This is a genomic window from Clostridium gasigenes (assembly GCF_900104115.1).
Lineage (GTDB): Bacteria > Bacillota > Clostridia > Clostridiales > Clostridiaceae > Clostridium > Clostridium gasigenes.
The window spans coordinates 519,221-534,669 of record NZ_FNJM01000001.1 but is presented as its reverse complement, the minus strand read 5'-3'; the positions used below and the strand labels follow the sequence as shown (position 1 = coordinate 534,669).

The 15,449-nt window shown below is 30.2% G+C and carries 13 protein-coding genes; 3 read left to right on the top strand and 10 right to left on the bottom strand.

Annotation, left to right across the window (positions count from 1 at the left end; all coding sequences use genetic code 11):
* Nucleotides 1-3 precede the first annotated feature (3 nt).
* Nucleotides 4-531, top strand: coding sequence for a hypoxanthine phosphoribosyltransferase (gene hpt / locus BLS77_RS02530; RefSeq protein ID WP_089965484.1), 528 nt, complete (start codon nucleotides 4-6; stop codon nucleotides 529-531).
* 171 nt (nucleotides 532-702) lie between these two features.
* On the opposite strand, the gene yunB is transcribed toward hpt, so the two are convergent.
* The gene (gene yunB / locus BLS77_RS02525; protein WP_089965482.1) at nucleotides 703-1,365 is read right to left on the bottom strand and encodes a sporulation protein YunB; all 663 of its coding nucleotides are present in this window, start codon (nucleotides 1,363-1,365) and stop codon (nucleotides 703-705) included.
* Between the two features lie 106 nt (nucleotides 1,366-1,471).
* Here yunB and BLS77_RS02520 point away from each other — a divergent pair, with 106 nt between their 5' ends.
* Nucleotides 1,472-4,168 carry a transglycosylase domain-containing protein gene (locus BLS77_RS02520; protein WP_089965479.1) on the top strand — a complete coding sequence of 899 codons (2,697 nt, stop codon included), beginning with the start codon at nucleotides 1,472-1,474 and terminating at the stop codon, nucleotides 4,166-4,168.
* Between the two features lie 323 nt (nucleotides 4,169-4,491).
* Complete coding sequence (locus BLS77_RS02515; RefSeq protein WP_089965477.1) at nucleotides 4,492-5,907, top strand: alanine/glycine:cation symporter family protein; 1,416 nt, start codon at nucleotides 4,492-4,494, stop codon at nucleotides 5,905-5,907.
* A gap of 39 nt (nucleotides 5,908-5,946) precedes the next feature.
* On the opposite strand, the gene BLS77_RS02510 is transcribed toward BLS77_RS02515, so the two are convergent.
* The 9 genes from BLS77_RS02510 to pyrB form a co-directional block, all read right to left on the bottom strand.
* Nucleotides 5,947-6,795: a YcdB/YcdC domain-containing protein gene (locus tag BLS77_RS02510; protein WP_089965476.1), complete on the bottom strand. Its 849-nt coding sequence runs from the start codon at nucleotides 6,793-6,795 to the stop codon at nucleotides 5,947-5,949.
* Between the two features lie 409 nt (nucleotides 6,796-7,204).
* Nucleotides 7,205-9,205 (bottom strand): methyl-accepting chemotaxis protein, encoded by a 2,001-nt coding sequence (locus BLS77_RS02505; RefSeq protein ID WP_089966513.1) that lies wholly within the window; start codon nucleotides 9,203-9,205, stop codon nucleotides 7,205-7,207.
* A gap of 230 nt (nucleotides 9,206-9,435) precedes the next feature.
* A complete protein-coding gene (pyrE, locus tag BLS77_RS02500; protein WP_089965475.1) occupies nucleotides 9,436-9,996 on the bottom strand; it encodes an orotate phosphoribosyltransferase in 561 nt (186 codons plus the stop codon).
* Between the two features lie 110 nt (nucleotides 9,997-10,106).
* Nucleotides 10,107-11,003, bottom strand: a complete 897-nt coding sequence (locus BLS77_RS02495; protein WP_089965473.1) for a dihydroorotate dehydrogenase — start codon at nucleotides 11,001-11,003, stop codon at nucleotides 10,107-10,109.
* Between the two features lie 141 nt (nucleotides 11,004-11,144).
* Nucleotides 11,145-11,882, bottom strand: a complete 738-nt coding sequence (locus tag BLS77_RS02490; protein WP_089966510.1) for a dihydroorotate dehydrogenase electron transfer subunit — start codon at nucleotides 11,880-11,882, stop codon at nucleotides 11,145-11,147.
* A 63-nt stretch (nucleotides 11,883-11,945) separates the two neighbouring features.
* The gene (gene pyrF / locus BLS77_RS02485; protein WP_089965471.1) at nucleotides 11,946-12,830 is read right to left on the bottom strand and encodes an orotidine-5'-phosphate decarboxylase; all 885 of its coding nucleotides are present in this window, start codon (nucleotides 12,828-12,830) and stop codon (nucleotides 11,946-11,948) included.
* Between the two features lie 11 nt (nucleotides 12,831-12,841).
* Complete coding sequence (locus tag BLS77_RS02480; RefSeq protein ID WP_089965470.1) at nucleotides 12,842-14,038, bottom strand: dihydroorotase; 1,197 nt, start codon at nucleotides 14,036-14,038, stop codon at nucleotides 12,842-12,844.
* Nucleotides 14,039-14,050: 12 nt separating this feature from the next.
* Complete coding sequence (locus BLS77_RS02475; RefSeq protein WP_089965468.1) at nucleotides 14,051-14,488, bottom strand: aspartate carbamoyltransferase regulatory subunit; 438 nt, start codon at nucleotides 14,486-14,488, stop codon at nucleotides 14,051-14,053.
* Nucleotides 14,489-15,415 (bottom strand): aspartate carbamoyltransferase, encoded by a 927-nt coding sequence (gene pyrB / locus BLS77_RS02470; protein WP_089965466.1) that lies wholly within the window; start codon nucleotides 15,413-15,415, stop codon nucleotides 14,489-14,491.
* Nucleotides 15,416-15,449: the final 34 nt, after the last annotated feature.

Below are 15,449 nucleotides of genomic sequence, written 5' to 3'. Positions count from 1 at the left end.
TTTATGGAAAACAAAAAACGTAATATACTTTTCACAGAAGATCAAATCAAAACTAGAACTGCAGAAATCGGTAAGATTATAACAGAAGATTTTAAAGGTAAAAAACTTTATGTTCTTCCTTTATTAAGAGGAAGCTTTATATTTGGAGCTGATTTATTCCGTGAACTTGACTGCAAGGCTAAAGTTGGATTTATGACAACTTCAAGCTATGGCGATTCTGAAACAAGTACTGGAACTATAGAAATTATAAATGATATTCCAGACGACATTAAAGGATGGGACGTTTTAATAGTTGATGATATAGTTGACACTGGTACAACTATGGATTACGTTATAAACCATGTTAAAAATCTTGGAGCTGCATCAGTTAAGAGTTGTGTTTTACTGGATAAGCCCTCAAGAAGAAAGGTTGACATAAAACCTGACTATTGTTGCTTTGAAATTGAAGATTTATTTGTAGTTGGTTACGGATTAGATTATGAGGGTTTCTATAGAAATATCCCTTATGTATTTAACTGGCAAGATAACTAATGGATCTGAAAAAAATAACAAATTAAATATTTTGAGTATATTTTCTGCTAGGTGTGGAACCAAAACCTGTGAATAGTTAGCTATTCACAGGTTTTCATGATAAATCATAGCGCAAAATAAACCAGAAAATAACTAGTTATTTTTTCAAATTCTTAGGCTTTTTTAGGTTTTCTATTTTTTATTATTTCCTAAATCAATTGATGTATCTGGTATTTGTCCAACTATTATTGTTTCTGATATTGGTATTTGAGATGTTACTTCTATTTCTTTAATATTTAGTGGCACTATAACTTTCAACTTCATTTTTACATTTAAATATATTTTATGTCTTGTTTGATTTATTCCTGCACTTTCAAATATAGATTCATAATGACTTTCAACATTTCCTATCTGTTCCATTCTTACAGTGACTTTAGGTCCCAAATTATAAATTACTGATTGCTTTGTAATATAGCCAACTGGAACTTTTATTCCAAGCTCCTCTAATTCCTCTAATCTTTTATTACTTTCTAGCATTAACTGTGCTGCTAAATAATTTAACTTCACAGTATCAGCTCTCACCATTGTAATATTCCCCAAGTTATCCTTTTCTATTAAAATTATGTCAGAGTAATCAAAATCATTTGAATAGACTTTCAAAGAAGTTTCGTTAATAATTTTAGTCGCCTCTGATGTCATCTTAGTTTCAGCAATTTGTAATATTGCTGGTAAAATACTTTTATCAAAAAAGTATAAAATTGAATTAAAAAGAATCAAAATGGTAATAATAACCAATATAAAAGATTTATGTTTAATTTTTAGTCGAATTTTAGGTTTTTTAGTATAATAGTTCATAGTCACCTTTAATAGTTATTATTTTACTCTTAATATAAATATGATATAATGTTTTATATTATATCATATTTATATCCATTTATTATTTTTTTAAAGGGAGGAACAAATGGCGGACAAAAAAAATTTCAACCAAGAAAAAAGCCAAGCTAATGTTAAAAATATAAAAACTGACTTAAAAAATAATACTAATATATCCAGCTCTAAAAAAAATAAAAAACAATCCAAATTTATGAAATTTCTAAAGAAAATGTTTTTGATAATTTTTATAGTAGGAATACTTACTGTTACTGTAGCTCTTGGATATGTTTTTGCAATTATAAAAACTTCTCCTGAACTTGATGTAAATGCTATTGCTAACTTAAGTGAGCAATCTATATTACTAGACAGTAGTGGAAATTTAATTGATAATCTTCCCACAGAAGAAATAAGAACCAAAATAGACATAGCGGCTATGCCAAATAATCTGAAAAATGCTTATATCGCTATTGAAGATGAACGTTTTTATAAACATAAAGGTATCGATATTAAAAGAATTTTAGGTGCTGCCTACCGTGATGTTATAAATATAGTTAATGGTAATAAAAATCTTCACGGAGCTTCAACGCTTACTCAACAAGTAATTAAAAATACTGTTTTAACTAATGAAGTATCTATTAACAGAAAGGTTAAAGAAATTTATCTTGCTTTAAAACTTGAGAAGAAGCTTTCTAAAGATCAAATTTTATCTCAATATTTAAACACTATTCCACTTGGTGGAAAAGTCTATGGTGTTGAGGAAGCCGCAAAATATTACTTTGATAAATCTGCTAAAGATTTAACTTTAATAGAATCTGCATATATTGCTGGTATAACTCAAGCCCCATCTTTCTATAGTGCATATAATGAAAATAATATTGCAGACCCAGTAGAATATTTAGATAGAACTAAAACTGTTCTTATGAAAATGAGAGACTTAAAATTTATAACATTAGAAGAATATAATGTTGCTTATGCAGAGGTTAATGAAAATAAATTTGTTTTCTCACAAACTGTAGTAGATTATAGATTAAAATATGAATGGTTTGTTTTACCTGCAGTTGAACAAGTCAAAAAAGATTTGAAACAAAAATATAAATATACTGACGATGAAGTCTCAAAACTTATGCTAAACGGTGGTTTGAAAATCCATACAACTATGGATAAAAAACTACAAGATAGCACTCAAAATATTTTAAACGAAAGATCAAACATTGCAAATAATGATAATGGTGGTGTTGATGCATTTGATGCAAATGGCGTTCCACTTCTTCAATCATCCGCTGTTGTTATGGATTATAGAACTGGTTATGTTAAAGCATTAATTGGTGGCAGAGGCACTCAGCCAGCGCACTCTTTAAACAGAGCTAGTGATGCACTTAGACCAATAGCTTCTAACACTAAGCCTTTAACTGTTTATGGCCCTGCTATCGACACTAAAATAATGACAGCAGCTACCCCAATAGATGATTCACCTTTGCCTACATCTATTGCTAACCAATATCAGCCAGGATGGGATCCTCATAATTATGATTATAAATTAGACGGTTTTATTTCCTCTCGTGATGCTATAACTTGGTCTAAAAATATTGCTTCTGTTATTACAGAACATACTATTGGTTTAAAAACGGGCCTTGCCTATGGTGAAAAACTTGGGATAAAATATAATGCAGCCTCTGCTAGTTCAATTGCTGCCTTAGCCCTTGGAGAACAGAACAATGCAGCTGATGATTTAGATGGTGGAAATCCACTTATCTTAGCCTCTGCTTTTGGAACCTTTGGAAATAACGGTAATCGTAGTGAACCAGTATTCTATACAAAAGTAGAAGATTCTACAGGTAAGGTTTTACTTGAAAGTAACTCAGAACAAATCCCTGTATTTTCTCCACAAGCAGCATATATAATGTATGATATTTTAAAAGGACCAGTTGATAAAGCTGATGGACGCTTTGCTAAATTTAGCAATACTATGCCTATTTCAGGTAAAACTGGAACATCTGATTCTACTACAGATTGGTGGTTCTCAGGGCTAACCCCTTATTACTCAGCTTCTGTATGGGTAGGATATGATAATAAATATAAAATGAATGGTTATAGTAGTGCCGCAGGTAAGCTATGGGCCCAAATTATGGCTCCAGCCCATGAGGGCCTTGAAGTAACTGAAATAGAAAAACCAGATGGAATAGTTACTGCAAGTGTATGTAAAGATTCTGGAAAGAAACCTACTAATCTTTGTAGCCATGACCCTAGAGGAAGAGTAACCACTGAAATGTTTATAGCTGGAACTGAACCAACTGCAGTATGTGATATTCATGTTACTGCTAAGGTTAATAAAAGCAACAATAAACTTGCTAGTGACAATACTCCAAAGTGGCTTATAGAAGACAGAGTATTTATAAGGAAGCCAAATGCTAGTTCAGCCGCTTCTGATTATAAATACACTCTTCCAACACAAAGGGATGATTCAAAATCAGAAGCTCCAAAATCAGAAGCTCCAAAACCTGAAGCTCCCAAGCCAGATGTTCCAAAACCTGATCAATCTAATGGGAACTCAGCGCCAGAACTTAATGGTATTGCTGATAGATCAATTAAAGTTGGAGAAACTTTTGATCCAATAGTTGGAGTAACTGCAACTGATAAAGAAGATGGAGATTTAACAAGTAAGATTACTATAAGCGGAACTGTTGATACAACCGCCCCTGGCTCATACAAAGTTAACTACTCTGTTACAGATAGTAAGAATAAAACAATTACTAAACAAAAAATTATAACAGTAACTGGTAGTTAGCACCTTAAGTTGCTGAAATAAAACAGACCATAATCTGCCTAGCATTTTTTGAAACTCCCTTAGAAGCCAAAAGTGAATTTACACTTCACTTTTGGCTTCTATTTTTTTCTTACCTTCTTTATTATTGCATAAATACTTATAATAAAATTCATATATCAACTTTTAATATAAGCTAGTTTCATACTATCACTAGTTATTCAGCAAGTGACAACTTCAAAATATGAAACTAGTTTTTTTTTACTTGCAAATATTATATGATTATTGTAAACTATACAAAGTATAATTATGAAATAATTTACTTAAGAAGAACAAGGAGGATAATAATGGATTTTTTAAACAAATTAATTATGGAAGCAAATAATTTTATATGGACTTATATATTAATAGGTATGCTAATAACAACAGGTATTTACTTTACCTTTAGAACTAAATTTGTACAATTTAGAAACATTAAAGAGATGTTTAGATTATTAGGTGATGCAGGAGGTAAAGATACCGATAAAAATTCTATATCATCTTTCGAAGCCTTTTGTATTAGTACAGCTTCTAGAGTTGGGACTGGTAATTTAGCTGGTATTGCTACCGCCCTTGCTATTGGTGGTCCTGGAGCAATTTTCTGGATGTGGTTAATTGCATTAATTGGAGCCGCATCAAGTTTTATAGAATCTACTTTAGCTCAAATCTATAAAGTAAAGGATAACGGTTCTTTTAGAGGTGGTCCTGCTTACTATATGGAAAAAGGGCTAAAGAAAAGATGGATGGGAGTTTTATTCTCTGTACTTATTATAATATCATTTGGACTTGTATTTAACTCAGTTCAAGCAAATACAATTACACTTGCATTTAATGATTCTTTTGGAATAAATAGAACCTCAATTGGTTTAATTATTACTGCACTTACTCTTTTTATTATATTTGGTGGAGTTAATAGAATTGCTAAAGTTTCTAGTGTTTTAGTCCCAATAATGGCTATAGCATATATTTTAGTAGCACTATTTGTAGTATTTAAAAACTTTACTGAAATTCCTAGAGTAATAGCATTGATTTTTGAAAATGCTTTTGGCATAAATCAATTAGTTGGTGGTGGTATGGGAGCAGCCTTAATGCAGGGTATTAAGAGAGGTCTATTCTCAAATGAAGCTGGTATGGGTTCTGCACCAAATGCAGCAGCAACAGCTACAGTATCTCACCCTGTTAAACAAGGTTTTATACAAACACTTGGAGTATTTACAGATACATTAATAATATGTAGTTGTACTGCTTTTATAATTATATTATCTGGTGTACCTCTTGATGGTAAAATTAAAGGTATTGAACTTACTCAAGCAGCCTTAAGTTCCCAAGTTGGTTCATGGGGTGGAATATTTATATCCGTATGTATATTACTATTTGCCTTTAGCTCAATAGTTGGTAACTACTACTATGGAGAATGTAATATCCAATTTATAACTAAAAAGAAAATTTATTTGCAAATTTATAGAGTTATTGTAGGGCTTATGGTATTTTTCGGTTCAATTGCAAGTGTGGATATCGTTTGGAACCTAGCTGATTTATTTATGGGGCTTATGGCAATTACAAACTTAATAGCCATAGTATTACTTAGTAACATTGCCATCAAGGCTCTTAATGACTATAATAAGCAAAAAAAATCTGGTATAAAAGATCCTATATTCTACGCTTCATCAATACCAGAACTTGGACCAGAAGTTGAAGAATGGCAAGATAAAGTATTTGAATAAATATTAAATATAACAAAAAAAAGCGCTTAGGCGCTTTTTTTAATTGCTTGTTGAATCTTGTATTAACTCTGATGTTCTATTAACAACTTCTCCTGACTCTGCATTTATAAATAACTTATACTTGTCTATTTTACCATCATTAGTTATAACATTAAGATCTACTACATATGATAATTCAAATTCTCCATCTACTCTTAATGTAACTGAAAGTAATGGTTCCTTAACTATTTGCAATTTAATATTTAATTTACTAAAATATTCTATTGAAATATTTTTAGCTTCTTCTAAATCAATATTTTTTTTAATATTATATTTAACTTTATTAATACTTTGATTTGTATAACTTTGTAATTTACCTGAAGTTCTATTAATATTAACTACTATTTCGTTATCATAACATGGGTAGTCTTTAACATATTTATAAAAAGCTATAGTATATGTATTAGACTTTTTTTCTTCCTCTTTAACTTCTCTTACTTCCTTAAATTCAAATTTTTCATTAGTAATTTTGCTAACATATTCCTCAGCTAATATTTTCGCATTATCTTTATCAATAATTGAATCCGGAGATATATCTTCTTTCACTTTTTCAGAAAATCCAGTAACAACATATTTACTATCTAAATTTATTCCTAAATTTTCTCCTACTACTATATATTGCGTTTTAGAATTTTTATTTATTACTTTATCCACTGATTTAAATTCTATTTTTTCTACATTTAATTTCGTATCAATAATATCCATTTTTTGAAGTTTCTCAACAAATCTTTTTGCTACCTTTACTTCTTTTGCTTTATTGTCCAAAAGCGAAACTATAGTAAACCCTATAGCTATAAGTAATGATATTATAAGCAAAGTAAATGCTATAATTTTCTTTTTACCCTTCATTTATTTTCCTCCTATTGATTTAAATATAAAATTAATATCTTATATTCATAATCATTTAACTTGTACTACTTACTATACTACAATATTTTATCATTAATATAAAGTTTTTAATATATATTAATATTATTTTTTTGAAGATATATTACTAAAATTACTTATAGTAATTAAATATGATTATGTATAAGTATATTATTGCTAGGATGTCTCTTTTAAGGAAAATAAGAAATGGATTTGCTTTCTTGTTCCTATATTAGGCACAATCAAATAAATAATAAACCAGTATGCTAGCCTATTTTGTGTAATACTGCGTCATTAAATCCTTAGATAGCCCCAGTATCTGCGGATTTACTTCCTTGTCTTACACAAAATATTCGTCGCATCTTTGGTCTATTATTTATTTTCAAGTGCCTTAATTAATTTTAAATTTATTTATTTCAGTCCCTAACTTCTCTGCTAATATTTGAAGTTCACTTGAATCTTTTGCAAACTCTTCCATTGCAGCTGTTATTTCTTCTGTTGAAGCATTAACTTCTTCTGAAGAGGCGGCTGTTTCTTCAGATATAGCTGAAATATTTTCAATTTCTGATATTGTAGATTGTTTTTTCTCATTTATATCAATAATAGATATTTTTACTTCATCAACTTTAGTAATCATTATTTCAATTGCTTTTAAAATCTCACTAAATATCTCTTGAGTTTGACCTACAGCTAAGTCCTGTTCATTCACTACAGTCTCAGTGGATCTAATAGCCTCTACCGCTAAGTCTGATTTTTTCTGTATGCTTGCTATAATTATCTTTATTTCTTCTGTTGAAATTTTTGATTGGTCAGCAAGTTTTCTTATCTCTTCTGCAACTACAGCAAATCCTCTACCTGCTTCACCTGCACGTGCAGATTCAATACTTGCATTTAATGATAAAAGATTAGTTTGCGCTGTTATATTGGCTATTGTTTCAGATATCTCATTTATTTGCTTAGTGCTTTCATTCATATCTTGCACTATCTCGTTAACTTCTGTAGTAGCTGTCTTAGTTTTATTTGATTTCTCAATTAAGGTGTTTATCATTGATAATCCTTTTGATCCTAATTCTTTAGTATTGCTTGAAATTTTGTCCATTTCATTAGAGTTGATACTAATTTTATCTAATCTGTTTGATAAGTCATCCATTTGAGAAGCACCATTTTGAGCATTTTGAGCCTGCTCAGTTGAACCTATGGCAACTTGTTCTATTGCATTTGCAACTTCATTTATAGAAGCTGTTACTTCCTGTGACCTACTTGCAAGATTTTCCGATGTTTCTAATACCGTTTTAGATGACTTTGTAACACTATGCATAAGCTCTGATATATTTTTTATCATTAAGTTAAATGATATAGCTAAATCTTCAAATTCATCTTTTGTTGAAGCGGTTATAGACACCGTTAAGTCTCCATTTGAAGCCTTATTAAATACTTCTTTTAATTTTTGTATATTATGAGCTATTCCCTTACTTAATAACAATGATAAAGCTACTGAAATTAATCCCATTATTAATATTATTAATAATGTTGTTTTCAATATAGACTTTGTATCACTAGATAGTTCACTTTCATCTAATGTGGCCACTAACTTCCAACCTGTTAATTCATTTGTTTCATATACTCCAAACTTTTTCTCACCATCATCATTATAATTAATAAAACCACTATCCTGTGATTTTGCTTTATCCCAAAAAGATAATTTAGATGCTGTATCTGTATTAATAAGCTCCTCTTGTGGGTGAGCTAGAATATTACCTGATACATCAGAAATAAACACATATCCTGTATTACCTATCTTTTTTGTAGATATTCGCTCTGCAAGTGTAGTTAATGTGCAATCCATTCCCACAACTCCAACTACTTGTCCATTTTTTTCTACCGTTTTTATAAATGAAACAACATTATTTCCAGTTATAACATCTTTATACGGAGCAGTTATTACAACTTTACCTTTATTCTCTAAAGCTTGTTTATACCAAGGCCTTGTATTTGCTTTAAAATTGTCAGGCATTTTTTCAACAGGATAATTAGCATATTTACCTGAAACACTTCCATAATACACAGCAAGTATATCTTTGTTACTTTCTTTTGAGCCTTTCAATACTTCAGGTATATATTTGATATTATCATCTGTATCAACATTCACGATATTATAATTATTTGCTGCTATTGAAATCATATTAGAAAATCCATTAAAATAATCAGATAATCCATTATTTATTTCCGTAAGTGTTTGTGTACTTGTGACAGTCAATTTTTTGCTAAGAATTGATTTTGACTGAGTGTATGACCCAAATCCTGTTATCATTAGTGGAATCACACAAATTCCTACCAAGCTAATAACTAATTTACTACGAATACTGTTTAGTTTTAAATTTTTAAATTTAATTTTAATCTCCACCTTTTAAACTTATAATACTATAAAACACTTTTTAATTAATATAATTAATATAATTAAAAAAATCCATTAAATAGTACATATATTAATTTTACACTTAAATTATGTATATTTTATTCTACCATATGTACTATCTCGCTAAAAGTAAATACCTAAAATAAAAGGTAAGTACATAATAAAATGTACTTACCTTTTATTTATTAAGTAATTTAAAATTTAACTTATTTAATATTTCTACTACCAGGTTTAATATATGGAGTTCCTTCTTTGCATAAAGCACAATTATCAGCATCATATGTATCTATTTCTAATTTAACTGAGCTATACATTGGATAATCACATACATTACCAGGTGTTCTATCTGCTAAACATGCTACAGCTACTACAATACCACCTAAATCTTCTATAACCTTTGCAGCTTCTTTAAATGATTTTCCTGTAGTTACAACATCTTCTGTTATTATGACTCTTTGACCTGGTTTTATTTCAAACCCTCTTCTTAATGTCATAACGCCATTTTCTCTTTCTGTGAATATAGCAGGTTTTCCAAGTTGTCTACCAACTTCATAAGCCACTATAACGCCACCCATAGCTGGCCCAACAACTATATCAAAATCTATATCCTTTAACTTTTCACAAACAACCCTTAATACTTTTTCAGCTTTATCTGGATGTTGTAGAACCTTTGCACATTGGCAATATCCATTTGAATGTTTTCCTGATGATAATAAGAAGTGACCTTCAAGTAATGCTTCCACCTCTTTTAATATTTCAACTACCATAATAATATCCTCCTAAAATTCGAATTATTTATATATATATTCTATATAATATATTTGACTAGTTATTTTTTAAATATCTTTATCTTTTAATATAATCCTAAATATAACTATTAAACACATCCAATTATTTCATTTATATTTTTAATTCCTTGCGATTTACAGAAAGCTTCCATTTCTGCTATAATTTCTTTTCCTGCCATTGGATTCGAAAAATTTATTGTTCCAATTTGCACTGCAGTAGCTCCAGCCATCATAAATTCTATAGCATCTATACCAGTTGAAATTCCACCTAGCCCTATAACTGGAATGTTAACAGCTTTTGCTACTTCATGAACCATTCTTAAAGCTATTGGTTTAACTGCCGGCCCTGATAGACCTGCATAAATATTATTGAATATAGGCTTTCTTTTATATGGATCTATTGCAAAACCTTTTAATGTATTTATTAATGAAATGGAATCAGCTCCTGCTTTTTCACACATTAATGCCATATTTACAATATCCTCAGCATTTGGTGAAAGCTTAACCATAAGAGGTTTATCTGCCATAGCTTTAATTTCTTTTACAATATCATAAGCTACGTTACCTTTTATTCCAAATGCCATTCCACCCGATTTTACATTTGGACATGATATATTAAGTTCTATCATATCAATATCTGTTCCTCTTAACTTCTCTATTGCAGTTATATAATCTTCAATGCAACCGCCACCAACATTTGCAATTATATTAGTTCCAAGCTTTCTCATATTAGGAAGTTCATTTTTTATAAACCCATCAATTCCTGGGTTTTGCAGCCCAACAGAATTCATCATTCCTGATGGTGTTTCATAAACTCTTATCCCATCATTACCATCCCTTTGATTTAAAGTTAACCCTTTTGATGATATTCCTCCAAGTATTCCTACATCATAAAACTTATTATATTCGGCTCCAAACCCAAAAGTTCCCGAGGCTCCAATTACCGGATTTTTGAAGTCTACGCCATTTATATTTACTTTTAACACAACAATTGCCCCCCTTCTATTTATTAAGGTAGTTTGAAAAAATAACTAGGTAGATTCTTTCCTGTACCTAAGTCATTTGAAAAATACCAACCCAAAGCCCAAAATAAACTACATGTTAACTAGTCATTTCAATTAATATACCTAAAATTCTACATAATCCCCATCAAATACAGGTCCATCTTTGCAAGTTCTCTTATTACCATCTTTTGTTTTACATGTGCATACTAAACAAGCTCCAACTCCACAAGCCATATGTTTTTCCATTGAAACATATACTTTAACATTTTTCTCTTTGCATATTTCAGCTACTTTCTTCATCATAACTTCTGGTCCACAGCAAAGGATTGTATCGTATTCTTCTGCTTTTAACAAGTCTGTCACAAAACCTTTATGTCCATGCTTTCCTGTGTTCGTGCTTACATAAGCTTTATTTACATATTCTTTTATTTCATCAATTAAGTATATATTATCTCTAAACCCTGCATAAAGATCTATTTTACTATTCTTATCTTTCTCTCTTAATTTTTTAGCAAGCTCTAACATTGGAGCTGTACCAATTCCACCACATACTAAAGCAACTTTCCCTAAATCTTCTTCTATATTAAATCCATTTCCAAGAGGACCTATTAAATTAATATAGTCACCTTCTACAAGTTTTGCATATTCTCTAGTTCCGTTTCCAACAACTGCATAAAGGAATGTTATTGTTTCAATTCCTTTTTCGCATATGCTTATTGGTCTTGGAAGAAGTGTTGATCCATTAATCTTTAACATATAGAATTGTCCTGCTTTAATTTCATTTTTATCTTCAACTACTAATTTGAAAATTCCATCTGATATTTCTTGATTTAAAATAACTCTAGCCTTATTATAGTTCATCATTATAAGTTCCCCCTTTTACCACCCCTTGGGTGTAAAATTTCACATCAATTCTAATAATTTCTAGTTATTTCTTAAAATTGATTCAACTTCTGATTTAATCTCATCTCTCATTATAATTGATTCTTCTCTTGCACAAAGAGCAAATTCTTTATCTCTTCCTTCTTTTTTATAAGCTAGAAGTATTCCTCTTGAAGAATTTACTACTCCACCATTTCCATTATTTAAATACATTGCTACATCGCAAGCTTTTCCACCTTGAGCTCCGTATCCTGGTATTAAGAAGAACATATTATTAAATCTTTTTCTTATTTCTCTGCCTTCTTCAACATGAGTACATCCTATAACTCCACCAATTGGTGAATATCCACAATCTGAAATCATATGTTTACTCATTTCTGTAAGCTTATCCCCAACTATTGTATAAACCTTTCTTCCATCTATTGTGTCCAAGTTTTCTATATCTTCTGCACCTTTATTTGAAGTTCTAACTAACGAGAAAACTCCTTTGCTGCCAGTTTCCATATAAGGAAGGTAGGGCTCTATACTATCCATTCCCATATATGGGCTTAATGTTATGAAATCTGCTTCAAAATCCCCTTCAAAGTGAGCCTTTGCATATTGCGTTGCAGTTGCTGCAATATCTCCTCTTTTTATATCTGCTACAATTATAGCGTCCTTTTCTCTAAGGTAAGCTAAAGTTTTACTATATGCCATAAGTCCTTTTAATCCTAACGCTTCATAATAGGCTATTTGAACTTTGAAACAAGCTACTACATCTAATGTTGCATCTATAATTTCTTTATTAAATTGAAATATTGCTTCTTCTTCACATCTTCCTTCAAAAACATGTGCTGGTATGTATTCAAGTGCTGTATCAAGACCAAGACATACCACCCCTCTTTCTTCTACCCTACTAAATAGTTTATCCATTATATTTATTTTCATAATAAACACCCCTATCTTTTATATAAAATTCTTCCGCCCTTAATTGTAGAAACTACTTCCCCATAAAATTCCATACCTTCAAAAGGAGTGTTTTTTCCCTTGGAATGAAATTTTGATGAATTAACCTTAATTTTTTTATCTAAATCTAATAGAACCAAATCCCCATCCATTCCTATACTGATTTTCCCTTTATTCATTCCTAGTATATCAGCTGATTTTTCAGACATTATTTCACTTAATTTATTTAAATTTATTACACCTGATTTAACTAATGCTGTATAACAAATAGGAAACGCGGTTTCAAGTCCAACCATTCCTGGTGATCCCTTTTTCTTATCTTCCTCTGTATGTGGTGCATGATCTGTTCCAATACAATCTACAAACCCAAGTTTAATTGCTTTAATTACTGAATCTACATCTTCTCTTTCTCTTATAGGCGGATTCACCCTATAATTACTTTCCTTTGTGGTTAAGTAAATATGATGTGGTGTTACTTCGCAAGTAATATTCTCATATTCTTTTTTAGCTTCAGTAATATATTCTATTGCTTCTTTTGTGCTTACATGGCACATATGAAGCCTTGCCCCCGTTTCCTTTGCTAAGGCTATGTCTCTAAGTGTCATCATATTCTCTGCTAGTCTCATATCTATTTTTGAAAATTTATGGTCTTCTGCATGAGACATTATTATCCAATTATTTTCCTTAGCCTTTTCCATTGCTTTAAACATTATTCCAGAATCCATTACTCCAACACCATCATCTGATATCGCTTTAATTCCTCTGTCATCTTTAAACTGATCTAAATGTGTTAAATCTCTTCCTTCAAAACCTTTTGTTACAGATATGCATTGGTGTACATCTATCAGGTTCAATTCTTTCACTCTATTTCTAACATTTTCTAGAACTTCTTTATTTGAACATATAGGAACTGTATTTGCCATTAAACAAGCCCCTGTATATCCCCCTCTTAAAGCTGCTCTAGATGCTGTTTCTATATCTTCCTTATGAGTTAAGCCTGGTTCTCTAAAGTGAGCATGTGTGTCTATAAATGAAGGCATTAAAGTTAATCCTTTTGCATCTATAACTTTTACCCCTTCTTTAGATAATGATTTTCCTATTTGATTTATTATTCCATTTTCAATATAAATATCTCCAAGGAAATTTTGAATGCAATCTACAATTTGTGCATTTTTAATAAGTAAATTCATTTTTACACCTCTTTAGCTTATGACTTCTGATAATTTCATTATATGATCACAATATTCACACCTATAAGTACCTTTTTCACAATTAACTAGTTTAAATGTATGTGGTACATATTTTTCATCCCCTGTAATACATCTTGGATTATTACATTTTAAAATATTTTCAACTATCTTTGGCAACTCAGGTTTAATCTTTTTAGTTCTTTTTTCATTTCTTACTTCATTTATAGTAATGTTTGGTGATAAAAGACCAAGTATTGTATAATCTATATCCATGCAATCTTCTATTTTTATTATGTCCTTTTTTCCAAGTCTTTTACTCTCTGCATTTATTATTAATGCAACTTGGTTACACCTTTTATCTAGATTTAAGTATCTAAATATTTTAACTCCCATTCCAGCTTCTATATGATCTATAACCAACCCATTTTTTATACTTGTTATTTCTAGCAATTACATCACCCCCAGAAGTTTTACTATTAAAGCCATTCTTACATACATTCCATACTCTGCTTGTTTAAAATAAGCTGCTCTACTATCATAATCTACTTCCATTGCTATTTCATTTACTCTTGGAAGTGGGTGCATAACTATCATATCGTCTTTAGCCACATTCATTTTTTCCAGGTCTAATATATAACTATCTTTAAGTCTTAAGTATTCTTCTTCATTAAAGAACCTTTCTTTTTGTATTCTTGTCATATACAAAATATCAAGCTCACTTATAACTTCTTCTAGCCTTTCAACTTCTTTAAACTCTATGTTATTTTTACTTAATATCTCTTCTTTAATATACTCTGGTATCTTTAATTCTTTTGGTGATATTAATATGAATTTTATATTTTCATATCTTGACATTGCTTTTATTAAGGAATGTACTGTCCTACCATATTTTAAATCTCCACAAATACCTATTGTATGACCAGTTAGCTTTTTCTTTAAGATTTTTATAGTTAATAGATCTGTTAATGTTTGAGTTGGATGTTGGTGTCCACCATCTCCTGCATTTATAACTGGTACTGATGAATATTTACTAGCAACTCTTGCTGATCCTTCTTTTGGATGTCTCATTGCAATTACATCTGCATATATTGATACCATTTTAATTGTGTCTGCTAGTGTTTCTCCCTTTGACGCTGAACTTGAATTTGGTTCTGAAAAGCCAAGAATATTTCCACCAAGTCTCATCATAGCTGCTTCAAAACTAAATCTTGTTCTTGTGCTAGGCTCATAAAATAATGCTGCGAGTATTTTCCCATCACACATATGCGAGAATCTTTTTGGCTCTGCAATTATTTCCTGCGCCAATTTAAATATTTCATCTAATTCATAAATTGAAAAATCCATTGGGTCTATTAAATGTTTATTTATCATTTTCATCTCTCCTTTTTAACATCGCGGTGTTAACTTTAAA

Coding starts and splice junctions, on each gene's coding strand:
- hpt (WP_089965484.1), top strand. CDS start 4: ATGGAAAACAAAAAACGTAATATACTTTTCACAGAAGATCAAATCAAA.
- yunB (WP_089965482.1), bottom strand. CDS start 1,365: ATGAACTATTATACTAAAAAACCTAAAATTCGACTAAAAATTAAACAT.
- BLS77_RS02520 (WP_089965479.1), top strand. CDS start 1,472: ATGGCGGACAAAAAAAATTTCAACCAAGAAAAAAGCCAAGCTAATGTT.
- BLS77_RS02515 (WP_089965477.1), top strand. CDS start 4,492: ATGGATTTTTTAAACAAATTAATTATGGAAGCAAATAATTTTATATGG.
- BLS77_RS02510 (WP_089965476.1), bottom strand. CDS start 6,795: ATGAAGGGTAAAAAGAAAATTATAGCATTTACTTTGCTTATAATATCA.
- pyrE (WP_089965475.1), bottom strand. CDS start 9,996: ATGGTAGTTGAAATATTAAAAGAGGTGGAAGCATTACTTGAAGGTCAC.
- BLS77_RS02490 (WP_089966510.1), bottom strand. CDS start 11,882: ATGAACTATAATAAGGCTAGAGTTATTTTAAATCAAGAAATATCAGAT.
- pyrF (WP_089965471.1), bottom strand. CDS start 12,830: ATGAAAATAAATATAATGGATAAACTATTTAGTAGGGTAGAAGAAAGA.
- BLS77_RS02480 (WP_089965470.1), bottom strand. CDS start 14,038: ATGAATTTACTTATTAAAAATGCACAAATTGTAGATTGCATTCAAAAT.
- pyrB (WP_089965466.1), bottom strand. CDS start 15,415: ATGAAAATGATAAATAAACATTTAATAGACCCAATGGATTTTTCAATT.